At 74.4% G+C, this 14464-nt stretch carries 14 protein-coding genes; 9 read left to right on the top strand and 5 right to left on the bottom strand.

Going from position 1 to position 14464, the window contains the following annotated elements; genetic code table 11:
* Positions 1 to 66 precede the first annotated feature (66 nt).
* Positions 67 to 1269, bottom strand: coding sequence for an amidase family protein (locus J2S44_RS01415; RefSeq protein ID WP_310408153.1), 1203 nt, complete (start codon positions 1267 to 1269; stop codon positions 67 to 69).
* A 145-nt stretch (positions 1270 to 1414) separates the two neighbouring features.
* On the opposite strand from J2S44_RS01415, the gene J2S44_RS01410 reads away from it, so the two are divergent.
* From J2S44_RS01410 to J2S44_RS01395, 4 genes are read left to right on the top strand one after another with little or no spacing between them, the layout of a single operon-like run.
* Positions 1415 to 1774, top strand: a complete 360-nt coding sequence (locus tag J2S44_RS01410) for an effector-associated constant component EACC1 (protein WP_310408151.1) — start codon at positions 1415 to 1417, stop codon at positions 1772 to 1774.
* Positions 1775 to 1832: 58 nt separating this feature from the next.
* Positions 1833 to 3044, top strand: coding sequence for a YqgE/AlgH family protein (locus J2S44_RS01405; RefSeq protein ID WP_310408149.1), 1212 nt, complete (start codon positions 1833 to 1835; stop codon positions 3042 to 3044).
* A 13-nt stretch (positions 3045 to 3057) separates the two neighbouring features.
* Entirely contained in the window at positions 3058 to 5115 is a 2058-nt protein-coding gene (locus J2S44_RS01400; RefSeq protein ID WP_310408146.1) for an SIR2 family protein, read from the top strand.
* 28 nt (positions 5116 to 5143) lie between these two features.
* Positions 5144 to 5530, top strand: a complete 387-nt coding sequence (locus tag J2S44_RS01395) for a hypothetical protein (RefSeq protein ID WP_310408143.1) — start codon at positions 5144 to 5146, stop codon at positions 5528 to 5530.
* Positions 5531 to 5574: 44 nt separating this feature from the next.
* Here J2S44_RS01395 and J2S44_RS01390 read toward each other — a convergent pair whose 3' ends face one another.
* Positions 5575 to 5994, bottom strand: coding sequence for a MarR family winged helix-turn-helix transcriptional regulator (locus tag J2S44_RS01390; protein ID WP_310408141.1), 420 nt, complete (start codon positions 5992 to 5994; stop codon positions 5575 to 5577).
* A gap of 82 nt (positions 5995 to 6076) precedes the next feature.
* Here J2S44_RS01390 and J2S44_RS01385 point away from each other — a divergent pair, with 82 nt between their 5' ends.
* Positions 6077 to 6673, top strand: coding sequence for a hypothetical protein (locus tag J2S44_RS01385; protein ID WP_310408138.1), 597 nt, complete (start codon positions 6077 to 6079; stop codon positions 6671 to 6673).
* A 6-nt stretch (positions 6674 to 6679) separates the two neighbouring features.
* On the opposite strand, the gene J2S44_RS01380 is transcribed toward J2S44_RS01385, so the two are convergent.
* Positions 6680 to 8728, bottom strand: a complete 2049-nt coding sequence (locus J2S44_RS01380; RefSeq protein ID WP_310408136.1) for a xanthine dehydrogenase family protein molybdopterin-binding subunit — start codon at positions 8726 to 8728, stop codon at positions 6680 to 6682.
* The gene (locus J2S44_RS01375) at positions 8725 to 9204 is read right to left on the bottom strand and encodes a (2Fe-2S)-binding protein (RefSeq protein ID WP_310408134.1); all 480 of its coding nucleotides are present in this window, start codon (positions 9202 to 9204) and stop codon (positions 8725 to 8727) included. The genes J2S44_RS01380 and J2S44_RS01375 overlap by 4 nt, the downstream gene beginning before the upstream one ends.
* 50 nt (positions 9205 to 9254) lie before the next feature.
* Between J2S44_RS01375 and J2S44_RS01370 the strand changes: the two genes are divergently transcribed.
* Positions 9255 to 10274, top strand: coding sequence for a hypothetical protein (locus J2S44_RS01370; RefSeq protein ID WP_310408132.1), 1020 nt, complete (start codon positions 9255 to 9257; stop codon positions 10272 to 10274).
* Positions 10275 to 10295: 21 nt separating this feature from the next.
* Positions 10296 to 11021 (top strand): endonuclease/exonuclease/phosphatase family protein, encoded by a 726-nt coding sequence (locus J2S44_RS01365; protein WP_310408129.1) that lies wholly within the window; start codon positions 10296 to 10298, stop codon positions 11019 to 11021.
* 97 nt (positions 11022 to 11118) lie between these two features.
* On the opposite strand, the gene J2S44_RS01360 is transcribed toward J2S44_RS01365, so the two are convergent.
* Positions 11119 to 11655, bottom strand: a complete 537-nt coding sequence (locus J2S44_RS01360; RefSeq protein WP_310408127.1) for a CGNR zinc finger domain-containing protein — start codon at positions 11653 to 11655, stop codon at positions 11119 to 11121.
* A gap of 66 nt (positions 11656 to 11721) precedes the next feature.
* Between J2S44_RS01360 and J2S44_RS01355 the strand changes: the two genes are divergently transcribed.
* Together J2S44_RS01355 and J2S44_RS01350 are read left to right on the top strand one after the other, a co-directional pair.
* Complete coding sequence (locus tag J2S44_RS01355) at positions 11722 to 13071, top strand: MFS transporter (RefSeq protein WP_310408125.1); 1350 nt, start codon at positions 11722 to 11724, stop codon at positions 13069 to 13071.
* Complete coding sequence (locus J2S44_RS01350; protein ID WP_310408123.1) at positions 13068 to 14420, top strand: cytochrome P450; 1353 nt, start codon at positions 13068 to 13070, stop codon at positions 14418 to 14420. The genes J2S44_RS01355 and J2S44_RS01350 overlap by 4 nt, the downstream gene beginning before the upstream one ends.
* The last annotated feature ends 44 nt before the right edge of the window (positions 14421 to 14464 follow it).

The following is a 14464-nucleotide window of genomic DNA, read 5'->3' as shown; positions in this document are numbered from 1 at the left end:
ACCGGTCTCACCGGTGGGGACCGGTGGGACCGGCGTGTGCCGGCCGGTGCGGGCATCAGAGCTGGTTCAGGCGTGCACGGGTGGCCGGGGCAGGCGTGCGGTCAGGAGGCCGGCGACCGTCACCGCGATGTCGTCGCGGCCGTGCGCGGCCACCACCTGCAGGCCCACCGGCAGGCCCGCGGCCAGGCCGGCCGGGACGCTGACCGCCGGGTTGCCGGTCACGTTGAGATGCCAGCACGGATCGCCCACGAAGTCACCCGCGGGCGGGCCCGCGAAGCCGTGCGCGACCGTGAGCGTGGCCGGCGTGACCAGCGCGTCCACGGTCTCGAAGAGGTCGGCGAGCGCGGTCGCGTTGTGGTTGCGCACCTCGATGGCGGCCCGCAGGGCCGGGCCGGTCGCCGCGCCCCGGCCGTGGTCGGCCGCGTACAACGCCTCCCACGCCCGCGCGACCGGCAGCAGATCCGGCGACACGTCGGCCACGTCGATCCCCGGCACCACCAGACGCGACCGCACCACCGCGTCGACCTCCGGCGTCGCGTGCACACCACCGAGGCCGGGCAGGTAGGCGACCCGCCGGCCGGGCGCACCGCCGTCCGCGGGTGGCGCGGTCCACCGGGGAAGCGCGGTCGGGTCGAGGCGGTGCGGGCCGGAGGCGATCACGGTCGCGGTGACCACGTCGGCGAGGTCCGCGCCGATGATGCCGGGCGTGAGCAGGCCGCTCAGGCCGGGCCGGGAGCGGGGGATGCGGCCCGCGGTGCCCTTGAGGCCGGTCACGCCGCAGAACGCGGCCGGGATCCGCAGCGATCCGCCGCTGTCGCCGCCGGTGGCGATCGGGACCACGCCCGCGGCGACGGCCGCGGCGGCACCGGCGGACGAGCCGCCGGAGGAGCGGGTCACGTCCCAGGGGTTGCGGGTGTGGTCGGTGCCGTTCCAGCCGTGCGTCTGCGCCGCGGAGCCCGGGCGGGAGCGGGTGGACTCGCCGATCGGGATCGCACCGGCCGCGACCAGCCGCGCCACGATCGGCGCGTCCCGTGGCGTACCCGATTTGATCAGGAAGGGCACGCCGGCCAGCGGTCCGGTGGGGACCAGCCGGGCCGCGGCGGCGCGGGCACCGGCCGCGTCGAGCGACGCGAGGAAGTGCAGCACCGGATCCAGCCGCGCCGCGGCGTCCAGCGCCTCCTCGACGACCTCCGCGGCGGTACGGATGCCCGCGCGGACCTGCGCGCCGAGTGCGACGGCCGGGCCGGTCACCCCGCCGCGCCCGGACACCGGACGGCCTCTGTTCCATCTGTCACCATGTGCGCGTCCACCACCCTACGACGTCTCCGCCACGGCCGGCGGACGCACTGACTTCTGCCGATGTGGTGGGTACCCCGGGGCGGCGGCTATTGTCGGATTTCCATACAGTGGCCGGATGGAGAGCGACGCGGTGCGGGTACGGCTCCGGGTGCAGGGCGACGACCCCGACGAGGTACGGAATCTTCGATCGTGGCTGCAGCAGGAGCGTGACGTGCGCGCGCACGGCGACCTGCGGTACGCGGAGACGGTCGGCGGCAACGAGATGGGCGTGGGCGTCGAGATGCTCAGCCTGATCGTCGGCAGTGGACTGACGCTGGTCCAGCTCGGCCTGGCCGTCGCCCAGTGGCGGGACACCCGGCGCCCGGCCCCGGTCGTCACGATCACGCGCGAGACCGAGGACGGCCGCACGGTCACCCTGGAGACGTCCGACCCGGACGCGATCGCCACGGCGATGCGCGAGCTCGGCAGTTCATGAGCGGGTCATCAACTCGGCGCCGGCCGCGGCGTGACCGCAGGCGAGCCGGACGTCCGGCATGACCCGGTCGGACCTGGCCGATCCGGGGGCCTCGCAGGTGGTGTTGATCGGGGCCACTACGTACGCGCGGCTGCCACCGCTGCCGGCCGTCGCCGGGAACGTGGCCGCGCTGGCCGAGGTGCTGCGGGACGAGGCACTGTGGGGTGTCCCCGCGGAGAACTGCCACGTGGTGCTGGACGAGGCGAGTCCGCGCGAGGTCGGCCGGGTGATCCGGACCGCCGCGGCCTCGGTCGCGGAGGGCGGGCTGCTGCTGGTCTACTACGCCGGGCACGGGCTGATCGACCCGCTCAACGGCCAGCTGGTCCTGGCGCTGGCCGAGTGCGAGCCGGAGGTGCCGGACGAGGCCGGCCTGCCGTACGACTGGATCGGCCGGGCCCTGGCCGGCAGCCCGGCCGGCCGGCGCGCGGTCATCCTGGACTGCTGCTACGCCGGCCGTGCCGGGAACCTGATGTCGGCCGAGGCCCCGGCCGGCACCGACGAGGTCGCGGACGTCGCCGAGCTGGACCGGACCTGCCTGTTCGTGTCCGCGCCGTCGAACCGGCGGGCCGCCGCACCGGAGGGCGAGCCGTACACCGCGTTCACCGGTGAGCTGCTGCACGTGCTGCGCGACGGCATCCCGGGCGGCGAGCCGGTGCTGACCATGGCCGCGATCTGGCGCAAGGTCCGCACCGCGCTCACCGCGCGCGGCTTCGAACGCCCGGAGCTGCGGGAACGCAATGCCGGTGGCAGCCTCGGCCTGGTCCGCAACGCGGCGCTGAGCAAGGAGAACCTGGCCGGCCGGGTGCTGCGCGGCGGTCCCGGCGTCGCGGACCGCGACCTGGCCGGCGGCCGGATCCTGGTGCTGGCGCATGACGAGTCCGGTGCGATCGGCGTCGACCTCTACGGGCGGCGTGCGCCGCTGCCGGACGAGTTCGGGCCGGCGTGGCGGGACCTGATGGCCGACCAGTCCGTGCGGTACGGCGGCCCGGTCGCCCGGGACGGCTACATCGCGCTGGCCCAGGTGCGCCCGCAGGCGACGCCGCCGCCGCGGTTCACGCCGATCCGGGACCGGCTCGGCGTGCTGTCGCTGGCCGCGCCGCCGGACGACCTGCGGCACACGTTCGCCTGGATCCGCGTGTTCAGCGGCTACCTCGGCTGGGCGCCCGGTGAGCTGGAGTCCTACCTCGACAGCGGGGCCCTCGTCCGTACCCAGGAAAGACCACCGGCGTGAGCGGAGAGCTGTGATGTCCGAGCAGATCCTCGCGGACCGGCTGTACGAATCGTTCCGCCGGGAGGAGCAGATCACGCTGATCCTCGGCTCCGGTATCGGCGCGGACGCCACCCCCGGTGTCGCGGACGTGCTGCGGCTGGCCGAGCAGTACGCGGTGGGCCGCAGCGACGGTGGCGACCTGACCCGCATGCTGGCGCTGGCCCGGGCCCGGCGCGGCGACGGCGCCCCGACGGAGCTGTACACGGAGTACCGGCGGATCTTCGCGAACTGGGTCGGCGGTGACGGCTTCGACGTGATCGCGCAGCAGGCCGTGCTGGAGAAGTACCGGCCGCCGGACCGGCTGGCCGGCCCGCTGGCCACGCACGGGCTGTGGCAGCGCGTCACCGCGGAGCTCGGCGAGGACCTGGAGAACGACCTGGGTTCGTGGACGCTGTCGCCCGCGGTCGAGGCGCTCGGCGCGGTGCTGGCCGGGCTGCCCGGCGCGTTCGACAACCGGGTGCTGACCACGAACTTCGACCCGCAGCTGGAGGTCGCGATCCGCACCGCCAGCGGCCGGGCGATCACCACGCCGCTGGACGTGGACGGCCGCTGGGACCGCAACAACGCCTACGACGGCGCGGTGCGCGTGTTCCACCTGCACGGCTTCTGGCGCCCGGTGGTGACCGGCGACCGCACGCCGCTGGTGCACGACCCGGCCCGGTTCGCCCGCAAGCCCACGATCGGCCCGGTCGCGGACCTGATCACCGGCGACACCGTGTGCGTGATCGGCAGCAGCGACTGGGCCGGCACGATCACGTCCGCGCTGGCCGAGGTGGCCCGGCACCGGCCGGTCACGGTGCTGTGGGCGCTGCACCCGGACGACCCGGAGGGCGCGGTGCGCCGTGCCGAGCAGCTGCGCGGCGAGGGCATCACCCAGGTCGAGTGCTTCGCCGGCGTGGACGCGGAACGGCTGCTGTCCGGGCTGGCCGCGCGCGTCGGCGTGACCGTGGTGCCGCGCACGTCCGGTCCGCGGCACCGGCACCGGCACCCGATCTGGGAGCGGGAGTTCGTCTCGCATCCGGCCGCGACGCCGCCGGACGACTTCCTCGGCCTGATCCGGCAGCTGGAACGCCGGTTCGGCTGGCAGTTCGCCCCGGCGGACACCGGCACCCCGTCACTGATCTTCTGGCCGGTACGGCTTCGCGCCCGTACCTCCGTGATCCACATGGCACAGGCGCTGGTCGCGGGCGCGCTCGCCACCCGGGGCGCGAGCCTGCTGGTCTGCCTGGACGACTTCGGCATCCGCGACCCGCGGGTGACCGGCGCCGGGTTCGAGGCCGACCTGCGCCGCTGGATCGGCGCGACCGCCCCGGACCTGGACGTGGAGTTCGTGTCGCTGTCCGAGTTCATCCTGCAGCAGCGCGAGTCACCCGGCGTGGAGCAGCTGCTCCGGCCGGTCGACCCGTGGACCGTGGCGCGCGACTTCTACGGCGAGCACAACCCGTCGCTGTACAGCGTGCTGTCCGCGATCAAGGCGGTGCCGAACGTGGCCGCGCACGAGCTGGAGCCGCGCGCCTGGGAGATCGTCCAGGCGTTGCTGCGCCGCAACACGAACCGGCTGCTCACGCCGATGACGATGTGGGCGTACCTGCATCATCTGCTCCTGGATCGCCCCGCTCACTCGATCATGACGCTGGGCACCCGGGACGACGCGCTGTTCTGGCAGCAGTGGCGGGAGATGTACCGGTTCGGGATCGCGCAGCTGTACAACCCGCACATCTCCAGCCTCACCCACAAGTCGGAGATGCTCCGCTGGGACGACGCCGAGTCGCTGCGCGAGCACCTGGCCGAGACGTGCGCGGTCCCCGGCTGGGACGCCGACGGCCGGTACGTGTCCTGGCTGCTGCAGAACGCGGTGCTGCTGCCGAACTACCTGACCGGGACCGCGCCCCCGGAGACCGGCGGCTACGTGCTGGACTCGTGGGCGGACTTCATGGCCGCGCTGGACGGCGGCGCACCCGCGCTCGCGGTCCTCGCCGACCAGGCCACTCTCTGGTACCGCGGCGATCCGGGACCTTCGGCCGTTTCGTGAGCGGGTATCGATGGGTACCCTCGGTGGCATGGTCCTTCACGCCACGATCGAGCTGCCCGTCCTCGCCGGCCGGTGTGCGGCCGCGCTGGGGGAGGAGCTGACCGCCTACCTCGCCGGTGCCGACACGGTCGCCGAGCTGGACGCCTGGCGGGCCGGTGCCCCCGCGCCCGACCCCGCCCGCACGGTCGTCCGGCTCGCCGCCGGCACCGAGCTGATCCGCATCTTCGCGGCGGAGAACCTGCTGTCCCACCTGCGGCACTGGCTGCGCGAGATGACCGACACCGAGGCCGGCCCGCTGGTCCCGGCCCGCGCCATCCGCACGGCCGGCACCGACATCCAGCCGATCAAGACCGTCCTCCAGGCCGCCCACTTCTGGGTGACCGAGCGCAGCCTCGCCCGCCCGCTCGCGGCCTGACCACCCGGCCCGGCCCGACCACCCGGCCCGGTTGCCGGCGGGCGTCACTCGCCGGCGGCCTCGATCAGGCGGATGAGCTGGCCGCGGAAGTGGTCGTAGTCGTCGACGGCGCCGAAGAAGCGGTCGGAGCGGCGTTCCTCGTCGCGGGCGGCGGCGAGCGCGTCCGCGCCGAGCGGGGTGATCGCGACCAGGGTCCGGCGGCGGTCCGACGCGTCCGTGGTGCGCGCGATGTGACCGGTCCGGGCCAGACGGTCGACGGTGCGGCTGATGGTCTGGTCCGTGACCCGGGACCGTCGGGCCAGGTCGCGCTGGGTGAGCGGCCCGCCGGCCAGGTGGTGCAGCGTGATCAGGCCGGCGTGGGTGAGGTCGAGCCCGGTCAGGAAGTCGTCGAAACGCGCCTCGACCATGCGGGCGGCCACGGACAGCAGCCGGCCGGTCGGCCAGGAGTCGACGTCCGCACGCATTCGATCATTCTCCCACGGGGTACGCGGCCGGAGTGCGCCGCTTTACCCGGCGGCCCGGCGGGGCAACCATGGAGGGATGTGGATGTCGTCCGCGCCGCCGGCCGACTACGTGGCGTTCGTCGACCGGCGACTGCCGGCGTTGCGCGCCCACGTCGCGCGGGAGGTCCCGGCGCCGGGAGCCCCGCGGGCGGAGGTGCTCACCGAGGTGCTGTCCGGCCTGGCCGGCCGCTGGGCGGTGCTGCGCGCCGCGGCGGTCCTGCGCGGACGCGCGACCCTCACCGACCGCTACCTCGACCGTGCCGTGCACCGCGCGGCCCGCGGCTGGCGGGAGCGGCAGATCTACCCGGTGGACCTGGTCGTCTGGGACACCTCCGAGCCGGCCACCCGGACGACCTGGTCCGCCGAGCCCGCCGGAACCGCCGAGCCCGCCGGGATCACCGAAACCGCGCGGGCCGTCGAGCCGATCGGGGTCGTGCCGCCCGCCCGTGACCGGCGGGTCAGCGTCGCGCTGCGCCGGGCGGCGGTTCTGGACTCGACGGTACGCCCGGGGTCCGCCGCCCTCGCCGAGGCGTCGATCGCGTGGTGGCACGCCTACGAGTCCCGCCGCCGCATCAGCCGCATCATCCGCCTCACCCTCGCCGTCCTGCCGTTCCTGCTGTACCTGACCGCCCGGGGCTGAGCCGCGTCAGCCCACCGGCACCCCGTACGGCATGCCGGTGACCGGCGCGCCGTCCACGGCCAGCGCGGACGCGATCGCGGCCGCGGCCGGCGGGTAGGCCAGCTCACCGAGACCGCCGATCGGCGCCTCGGACGGCACCAGCACCACGTCGATCTCCGGGCAGTCGCCGATCCGCGCCCACGTGTAGTCCCGGAACGACGACTGCACCACCGCGCCGTCGCGCACCGTGATCTGGGCGCCGAGCACGGTGGAGAGCGCGTCCAGGATGCCGCCCTCGACCTGCGCGCGCACGCCGGACGGGTGGATCGGGATGCCGACGTCGACGGCCGCGGTGACCCGCCGTACGCGCCGGGTGGCCGGGTCCGCGGTGACCAGGACCGCGATCGCGGACCCGTAGTCGAGGTGGCAGGCGACGCCGCGGCCGGGCCCGTCGGTCCAGCCGTCGCGGGCGGCGGCCGCGTCCAGCACCCGGTGCAGCCGCGAGTCCGCCGGGAGCAGCCGGCGGCGCAGCGCGACCTGGTCGTGGCCGCCGCGCCGGGCGATCTCGCTGAGGAAGCACTCCTCCGCGTAGCCGAACTGTCCCGCGTAGACCGCGCGCCAGAACCCGGTCCGCAGCGGCGCGGGCCGCAGCGTCACCGTCACCTCACCGGGCACCGCGTAGGGGAAGTGGTCGCCGCTGGCCTTCACGAACGCGGGGGTGCCGAACACCGGCAACACGGTCAACGGCCAGGTCACGACCGCGTGGGTACGGGAGACGGGCAGCCCGTCCGGGTCCAGCTCGGCGGTGAGCCGGTGCACGGACATCGGGCGGTACGAGTCGTGCCGGGTGTCGTCGTCGCGCGTCCAGCGCACGGTCACCGGCGCGCCGGCCGCGCGCGAGCAGGCGATCGCCTCCAGGACGGGGTCCGGTTCGATGCGCCGCCCGAACGCGCCCCCGGTCAGCGTCGGGGTCACCTCGACGGCCGCGTCGGCCAGCCCGAACTGGCGGGCCAGCTGGGTGCGCAGCGAGCCGGGATCCTGGACCGGCGCCCACACCCGCAGCCGGTCGGCCGTGACGTGCGCGGTCGCGTTCGCCGGCTCCATCGGCGCGTGCGCCAGCAACGGCAGCCGGTACACCCGCTCCAGCGACACTCCCGCCCCCACCCCCGCCCCGGCCCGCGGCGCGGCGGAGGCCGCCGGGGGCGTGGGTGGGAGGGCCGCCTCCAGGTCGGACAGCCACGCGCGGCTGTCCGCGTCCGGGGTGCCGCCGGTCCAGGTGACCCGCAGCGCCTCACGTCCGCGCAGTGCCGCGGCGGTGGACCGGGCCACGACCGCGACCCCGCCCTGCCCGTCGCCCGGCGCGGTCAGCCGGACCACGGTGACCACGCCGTCGACCGCCCGGGCGGCCGCGTCGTCCACCGTGGACACGGTCGCGCCGATCCACGGCGGCCGGGCGACCACCGCGACCAGGCGGCCGGCCGGTGCGGACTCCGTGCCGTAGCGGGCCCGGCCGGTGACGATGTCGCGCGCGTCGGCGCGGCCGGCGCCGGTGCGGCCGATCAGCCGCCACGCCGCCGGTGGGGTCAGCGTGACCGGGACCGTGGCCGGGTCGAGCGCGGCCGCGTCCGGGACCAGCGCGCGGTAGGGCAGCGCGCCGCGGCGGGGGTGCTCGACGCGGCCACGGCGGGCCGTGCACTCCGTGGCGGGGACCCGCCAGCGCGCGGCGGCGGCCGCGACGAGCAGGCAGCGGGCGGTCGCGGCCGCGGTGCGCAGCGGCTCGGCGAGCTGGCGGCTGGAGGCCGAGTTCGCCACGCCCTGCGGGCCGTAGGCGGCGGTGTCGCCGGGCGCCTGTTCCAGCGTGACGTCCGCGACCTCGACCGCGAGCTCCTCGGCGACCAGGATCGCGGCCATGGTGCGTACCCCCTGGCCGCTGTCCGGTTTGGGAACGGTGGCCACGACGCGCCCGTCCGGCTCGACGCGCACGAACACCGTGGGTTTCAGCGTCGACCCGGTGGACGGCAGCGGCGCGGCGACCACCAGCGCGGCGCCGAGCAGGGTGCGGCGGGTGACCATCATGCCTCCCGGGCGAGTTCGGCGGCGCGGCGCACGGCCGCCCGGATGCGCGGGTACGTACCGCAGCGGCAGACGTTGTCCCGCAGCGCGGCGTCCACCTGGGCGTCGGTCGGGTCGGGCACGCTCGCGAGCAGTGCGACCACGGTCATGATCTGGCCGGGCTGGCAGTAGCCGCACTGCGCGACGTCCAGCTCCAGCCAGGCCCGCTGCACCGGGTGGTCGCCGCGCTCGGACAACCCCTCGATCGTGGTGATCGCCGCGTGCTGCGACTCGGCGACCGTGCGCACGCAGGGCCGGGCGGCGGCGCCGTCGATCAGCGACGTGCAGGCGCCGCACGCGCCGACGCCGCAGCCGTAGCGAGGGCCGGTGACGCCCAGCTCGTCACGCAGCGCCCAGAGCAGCGGCGTGTCGCCGGGGACGTCCACGGTCCTGCGTCTGCCGTTGACCCGCAACCGGTACCGGCCCATGATGGCTCCCATCGAACGGCGTCCATTGTTCAGCTTACTGAATATCCGGCATACTCCCTCCCGTGGTCAACGACTCGGCGCTACGAAGTGAGCGCGCGCTGCTGATCGGTGTCCCGGCCGTGGCACTGCTGACCGGGCTGGTCTGGCTGGCCGGGCAGGGGCTGCGCCCGATCGCGTTCCTGCCGGACACCGGCGCGAGCTGGTACTACTGGCAGCTGCCCGAGCCGACCGCGTGGACCCGGCTGTCCGCCTGGCTCGGCTACGCCGCGCACCAGATCGTGTCCTGGGGGCTGATCCGGTGGGCGCAGACCCGGGTGCGGCGGTACAGCCGGGGCCTCACCCGGTTCAACGTGCTCGCGCTCGCGGCCAACCTCGGTTTCGTCGCGCTGCACCTGGTGCAGACACACCTGTTCTACGACGGGCTCGCGCAGGACGTGTCGATCTTCAGCTCGCAGGGCTCGGTCGTACTGCTGCTGGTCGTGGTGCTGCTGATGGAGAACCGTCGTCGCGGGCTGGTCGCCGGCCGGCGCGCCCCGATCCCGGCCACCGTGGTCGACTTCGCCCGCCGCTACCACGGTTACCTGTTCAGCTGGGCGGTCGTCTACACGTTCTGGTACCACCCGATGGAGGTCACCAGCGGCCACCTGATCGGCTTCTTCTACGTGTTCCTGCTGCTGCTCCAGAGCAGCCTGATCTTCACCACCGCGCACGCGAACCGCTGGTGGACGGTCAGCCTGGAGCTGCTGGTCGCGGTGCACGGCACGCTGGTCGCGGTGATGAACTCCGGCCCCGGCGGCGCGTGGCCGATGTTCCTGTTCGGCTTCCTCGCCGTCTTCGTCATCACCCAGATGCACGGGCTGGGGCTGGGCTCCGGCACCCGCTGGGGGATCCTCGGGGTCTACGCGGCCGCCGCGATCGCGGTCTACTCGTGGCGCGGCCTCGGCGAGATCCACGAGATCACCCGGATCCCGATGGTCGAGTACCTGCTGATCATCCCGCTCGTCCTGATCATTTGGCCGGTCGCGCTGCTCATCGGCAACCGCGTCCGTGCGGAAGGCGGTTACCGTCGGAGCGGATCATGACCGGCCGGCCGGGGAGCGGCGATGCGACTGCTGACGTTCAACACGCTGATCAGGGGTGACGTGACCGCGCGGCTGACCGCGCTCGGCTCGCTGCTGGAACGCTCCACGTACGACGTGGTGTGTCTGCAGGAGGTCATGTTCCGCCGGCACGCGACGCTGCTGCGCCGCGGTTTCCGCCACGTGTTCCACACCGGACCGGTGCTGCTCCGCGGCGGGCTGGTGCTGCTGTCCCGCCGGCCGGTCACGGCGCCCCGGTTCGTGCCCTACCCGACGACCGGCCCGGCGCGGGCGGAGTGGCTGATGCGGAAGGGTTTCCAGGCCGCCACGGTCGACGGCGTGCTCGTGGTCAACACACACCTGTCCGCGAACCGGGACGGCGACTGGTCCGCCGGCAACCGATACACCGCCGTGCACCGAGCCGAACTGGACCGGCTGGCGTCCTGGCTGGCCGCCGAGGCAGGCCCGGACCGCCCGGTGATCGTGACCGGTGACCTGAACGTGCCACGCGGCAAGCCCGCGTTGCGCGACTTCCTGTCCGCCACCGGCCTGCACGACGTCCTGGCCGGCGACCCGCGCCCCACCTACCGGCCCACCCCACGGTGGCCGACACCGCCCGCATTCGACCACGTGCTGGTCCGCGGCCTGCACGGCCACGCCGACCTGGTCCTCCAGGAGGCGGTCCCGCTGTCCCACGGCCGCTCCGGATTCCTGTCCGACCACTACGGCGTGACCGCGGAACTCGCCTAGCTTCCGCCCGGGTCCGTACCGCGATCGGAGGGTCGCGTGGTTGTTCTCCGGCGCCGGGCGGAACCGGCTCCGATATCGTCGCGGGGCTGAGCAGGTGTCAGGAAGAGGCGGCCCGGCGGCGGCGGTAGGCGGCGACCTTGGTGCGGTTGCCGCAGATGCCCATGGCGCACCAGGTGGCGGTGCGGCTGCGGGAGTGGTCGTAGAAGACCCAGCGGCAGTCGTCGTGGTGGCAGACCTTGAGCCGGGACCAGGTGCCGTCGCGCTGTGCCTGGTAGGCGATGGCGAGCAGCGTGGCGAGGATGCCGCGGTGGCCGTCCTCGGCCGGGGCCAGGCGGATCGTGCCGTCCGGTGCCGGGGCGAAGCGCAGTGGGGCGTGGTCGGCGAGGCGGGCCAGCAGGTCGTCGTCGGGGGTGCCGTCGCCGCAGCGGGCCCGCAGTTCCCGGCGCAGCGCGCGCAGCCGGTCCAGCGCCCGCGGGCCGGGGACCGGCAGGTCGTCGCCGGGCAGCCAGTCGTACGCGGTGGCGGACGCGTCGAGCAGGTCGGTGCCCCGCTCGACGTGCAGCGTGTTCAGGAAGTCCTGGACCGTCCCGAGCCGGCCGGGTGCGGCGGCGGGGGCGGTGCGGCCGGTACTCACCCCGCCAGTTAACCACCATCGTTCGTAGGATGGTTACGTAACTGTCATCGGGGCAATGAGGGTTACATGACGATCTGGCGGAATCGGGACTTCCGGTGGTTCTGGGCCGGGCAGTCGGTCTCCATGGTCGGCAGTCAGGTGACCACGTTCGCGGTGCCGGTGCTGGCCATCACCGCGCTCGGCGCGGACCCGGCGCGGCTCGGCCTGCTGCGGGCCGTGGAGTTCCTGCCGTTCCTGGTCCTCACGCTGCCGGCCGGGCTGTGGGTCGACCGGCACCCGCCCCGGCCCGCCATGATCGCCGCGAACCTGCTGCGCGCCGCGCTCGTCGCGGCCGTCGCGCTCGCCGGGATCGCCGGCGTGCTGCACCTGACCGGGCTGGCCGTCGCCCTGCTGCTGATCGGCGCGGCCACGGTGGTGTTCGACGTCGCCTACCTGTCCTACCTGCCGGTGATCGCCGGCCGGGACCAGCTCGTCGACGGCAACAGCCGGCTCTCGGTCAGCGCCTCGGTCGCGGACGTCGCCGGCCCGGGCCTGGCCGGCGGGCTGGTCCAGGTGCTGACCGCGCCGGTCACGCTGCTGCTCGACGCGGCCTCCTACCTGATCTCCGCCGGCACACTGCTGGCGATCCGCACGCCGGACACCCCGCCGCCCGGCACGACACCGCGGGCCGGCACGGCGGCGCCGCACGGCACGGCGGTGCCGCGGCGGGCGGTGGTCTCGCCGGCCCGGCAGGTGCGCGACGGTGTCGCGGTGGTGGCGCGGGACCCGTACCTGCGGACGATCTGTTTGGAGTCGTTCACCTACAACTTCTTCGTCCAGTTCGGTGAGACGCTGGTCGCGCTCTACGCGCTCACCGTGCTCGGCCTGACCGCCGGCACGCTCGGCCTCTGCATCGGCGCGGGTAGCCTCGGCGGCCTGGCCGGGGCCGTGCTCGCGCCGCGCGCGGTGCGCCGGTTCGGGTTCGGGCCCACGTTCACCGGCGGCACCGCGCTCGGCTGCGCCGCGCCCGTCCTGGTCCCGCTCGCCGGCGCCGGCGCCGGCGCCTCGCCGCTCGCGGCCGGTGCGCTGATCGCGGCGGCATACCTGATCACCGGCTTCGGCGTGACGATCTCCGTGATCGGATCGGTCACGCTGCGGCAGGGCGTGGCGCCGCCGCACCTGCTCGGCCGGGTCAACGCGGTGATGCGGCTGGCGAGCTACGCCGCGATCCCGCTCGGCGCGGCCGTGACCGGCGTCGTCGCGACCGCGTTCGGCGTGCGCACCGGCCTGTTCGTCGGCGCGGCCGGGCTGCTGCTGCCCACGGTGATCCTGCTGCTCTCGCCCGTACCGCGGCTGAAAGGTCTTTTGGGTGTTGTCCCGTCTCCTGCGAGCGGGGTCGAAGACGATCATAAACGTCGATACGATTCGGGGTCGTGACTACGGACAGTGTGGTGCGGACCCCGATCGTGCGCGGCCTACCCGTGGTGGGCAATCTGCTGCCGATGAGCAAGGATCCGGCGCGGTTCTTCGTGGAGCGCTACCGCGAGCACGGGCCGGTCTTCCGGGTGCGGATCCTCGGCCGGGAGCACGCGGTGCTCGCCGGGCCGGAGGCGGCCGAGTTCATGGGCACCAAGGAGGGGCGGGAGTGCCTGCGCTCGCGGGAGTTCTGGCACGGGCTCGTCGAGGAGTACGGTGCGACCCGCACGCTGTCCGGTGAGGACGGTGACGCGCACAAGGAGTTGCGCGACATCATGCGCCGCGGCTACTCCCGCGAGGCGATCGCGAGCCGGCTGGACGAGGTCGTCGCGATCACCGACCGCAACATCGACCGCACCTGGCGCCCGGGTGCGACCGTGCCGGTGCTGCGCTCGATGCAGGCGCTCGTCACGGACCAGCTCGGCGAGCTGATGACCGGCGCGTCCCGCCCGGAGTTCGTCGACGACGTCCGGCGCGTCACCATGTACATCCTGAACGTGCTGGTCACCCGGCAGCGCCCGCGCCTGCTGCTGCGCGACCCGCGCTACCGGCGGGCGAAGGCCCGCGTCGCCGAGCTGAGCCGCGTCATGATCGAGGATCGGTCGCGGCCCGGCGCGGACGCGAAACCGGCGATCCTGCTCGACGACCTGCTCCGCGCGAACCGGGAGAACCCGCGCGCGATGCCGGACTCCGACCTCATGATCAGCGTCACCGGCCCCTACGTCGCCGGCCTGGACACGGTGGCGAACACCATCGGCGCGTTCGTCTACGCCGTGCTCAAGCACCCCGACGTGCATCAGCGGGTACGGGCGGAGGCCGACGAGCTGTTCGCGAAGCCGACGCTGACCGAGCGTGACCTGCGGGGCATCCCGGCGATCCGCGGCGCGCTGATGGAGACGATGCGGCTCTACCCGACCGCGGTCGTGCAGATGCGCACGGCCACCCGCGACTTCACGTTCCAGGGGCACCGGATCGCGGCGGGCGAGACGCTCTACATCGGCACCACCGTGCCGCACTTCCTCGAGGAGTTCTACCCCGACCCGTACCGGTTCGACATCGACCGGTACGAGAAGCCCCGCGCCGAGCACCTGCAGGCCGGGGCGTACTCGCCGTACGGTCGTGGTCAGCACGTCTGCCTCGGCAAGACGCTGGCCGACGTGCAGATGCTGGTCACCATGGCCCGGATGTTCCACCGCCTGGACATGCGCCTGGAGTCGCCGGACTACGAACTGGCCACCAAGGTCACCCCGACCCCTGGTCCCGCGCTGTCGTTCCGGGTCAGGGTCGACGGCCACCGCGCGCCCGCGTGACGGTCGCGGCCCCCGGCCGGGCCGGGTCCGCCGGGTGGGCGTGA

Source organism: Catenuloplanes niger (assembly GCF_031458255.1).
In the GTDB taxonomy this organism is placed as follows: Bacteria; Actinomycetota; Actinomycetes; order Mycobacteriales; family Micromonosporaceae; genus Catenuloplanes; species Catenuloplanes niger.
The sequence above is the reverse complement of the archived record's forward strand: the minus strand, read 5'-3'. Positions and strand labels throughout refer to the sequence as shown.

What these genes read in the sequence shown, in the direction of transcription:
- J2S44_RS01355 (WP_310408125.1), top strand. Translation starts at nt 11,722, where the DNA reads ATGACGATCTGGCGGAATCGGGACTTCCGGTGGTTCTGGGCCGGGCAG.
- J2S44_RS01395 (WP_310408143.1), top strand. Translation starts at nt 5,144, where the DNA reads ATGGTCCTTCACGCCACGATCGAGCTGCCCGTCCTCGCCGGCCGGTGT.
- J2S44_RS01365 (WP_310408129.1), top strand. Translation starts at nt 10,296, where the DNA reads ATGCGACTGCTGACGTTCAACACGCTGATCAGGGGTGACGTGACCGCG.
- J2S44_RS01400 (WP_310408146.1), top strand. Translation starts at nt 3,058, where the DNA reads ATGTCCGAGCAGATCCTCGCGGACCGGCTGTACGAATCGTTCCGCCGG.
- J2S44_RS01390 (WP_310408141.1), bottom strand. Translation starts at nt 5,994, where the DNA reads ATGCGTGCGGACGTCGACTCCTGGCCGACCGGCCGGCTGCTGTCCGTG.
- J2S44_RS01375 (WP_310408134.1), bottom strand. Translation starts at nt 9,204, where the DNA reads ATGGGAGCCATCATGGGCCGGTACCGGTTGCGGGTCAACGGCAGACGC.
- J2S44_RS01380 (WP_310408136.1), bottom strand. Translation starts at nt 8,728, where the DNA reads ATGATGGTCACCCGCCGCACCCTGCTCGGCGCCGCGCTGGTGGTCGCC.
- J2S44_RS01385 (WP_310408138.1), top strand. Translation starts at nt 6,077, where the DNA reads ATGTCGTCCGCGCCGCCGGCCGACTACGTGGCGTTCGTCGACCGGCGA.
- J2S44_RS01405 (WP_310408149.1), top strand. Translation starts at nt 1,833, where the DNA reads ATGACCCGGTCGGACCTGGCCGATCCGGGGGCCTCGCAGGTGGTGTTG.
- J2S44_RS01410 (WP_310408151.1), top strand. Translation starts at nt 1,415, where the DNA reads ATGGAGAGCGACGCGGTGCGGGTACGGCTCCGGGTGCAGGGCGACGAC.